This is a genomic window from Vibrio sp. Vb1026 (assembly GCF_033338745.1).
Taxonomy (GTDB): Bacteria; Pseudomonadota; Gammaproteobacteria; order Enterobacterales; family Vibrionaceae; genus Vibrio; species Vibrio alginolyticus.
This window is the reverse complement of record NZ_JAWOTH010000112.1, coordinates 1-1,297: the sequence shown is the minus strand read 5'-3', so window position 1 is coordinate 1,297 and position 1,297 is coordinate 1. Positions and strand designations below refer to the sequence as shown.

Genomic DNA, 1,297 nt, shown 5'->3' with positions numbered 1-1,297 from the left:
TTGTGGTGACCTTGACCCAGGCATCATTGAGTACCTTCTGAAGAAAGGTTGGTCTCAAGAGAAAGTGTTCAACTAACTGAACAAAGCTTCTGGCTTCTTAGGTGTTTCTGGCCTAACAAGCGACGCACGCGGTATTTTGGAAGCAATGGAAGAAGGCCATGAAGGCGCTGCCCTTGCATTCCAAGTGTTCACATACCGTGTGTCTAAATACATCGCTTCTTACCTTGCTGCGCTTGATTCATTCGACGGCATCATCTTCACTGGCGGTATTGGCGAGAATTCTATGCCAATTCGTCGTGAAATTCTGAAAAACCTAAAACTGCTAGGTTTTGTTGAAGATGTGAAAGGTAACGAAGACGCTCGATTTGGTAACGCAGGTGTGATTGCTACATCTGAGTTGCTAGGTGCGAAAGCACTGGTTATTCCTACCAACGAAGAGTGGGTAATCGCTCAACAGTCGGTGGAACTGCTGTAAAACGGCAAAAATTTTGGGAACTAAGTCAAAGCTCTTTCCGTAAGGAAAGAGCTTTTTTTGATCTATCACTTCACTTTCCTCATATAAGCGTCTTGCCCGAATCTGATTGCGATTTTGTCGTTCACATTGATTAACAAATGTCCTCTAGTGATATTAATGTAATTAATTGTGAGCCAAGTCTAAATTCCAGTATACTGCTACCTGAGTAATATCGAGCTGTATAGATATAAATAATAAACCTTTGATTAATCAATAGATTGGTCGAGTAAGGGAAAGTAATGTTTTTTAATAAGTCGCTTCAACAAGAAAACCAACGATTAAAACAAGAGCTCTACAGCCTACAACAGATCCAGCAAAGCCTAGACGAAGAAATGTTAAGGCTGACGTTGGATGCGAAAGGCAACGTCACATCGGCAAACCAAAAGTTTTTGCAGCAACTTTCACTGTCAGATAAGGACATCTTGGCGAAGCATATTTCTGACCTTGTACCATCAAACGTTAGAAATACTGACCACTTTTACCGCATGAAACAGTCGGTTCAAGCAAAAGCATTCTGGAATGGCGCGTTTCAAATCACCAAGGGGGATGGTGAAGAGGCGTGGTTAAGAGTGGTTATTCAGCCTGTGCGAAATACAAGTGACCAGGTTGAGAGCTTTTTTGTGTTTGCCTCTGAACTGACTCGAACGATCACGACATCGCGCGAGTACGAAGACATGCTGAATGCGCTGAGCCGCTCGATGGCAGTCATTGAATTTACGTTAGACGGTACAGTGCTTAAAGCAAATGATAACTTCCTCAGCACGATGGGTTACAAGCATGAAC

General features: G+C 42.9%; 1 protein-coding gene and 1 pseudogene. Both read left to right on the top strand.

All coding sequences use genetic code 11. The features are described from left to right. Window positions 1-475, top strand: a pseudogene (locus R7E47_RS24575) (acetate kinase); the annotation flags it as partial. A 278-nt stretch (window positions 476-753) separates the two neighbouring features. Beyond that, window positions 754-1,297, top strand: a 544-nt coding sequence (locus R7E47_RS24570; RefSeq protein WP_318085330.1) for a PAS domain-containing protein, incomplete at its 3' end; no start/stop codon positions are given.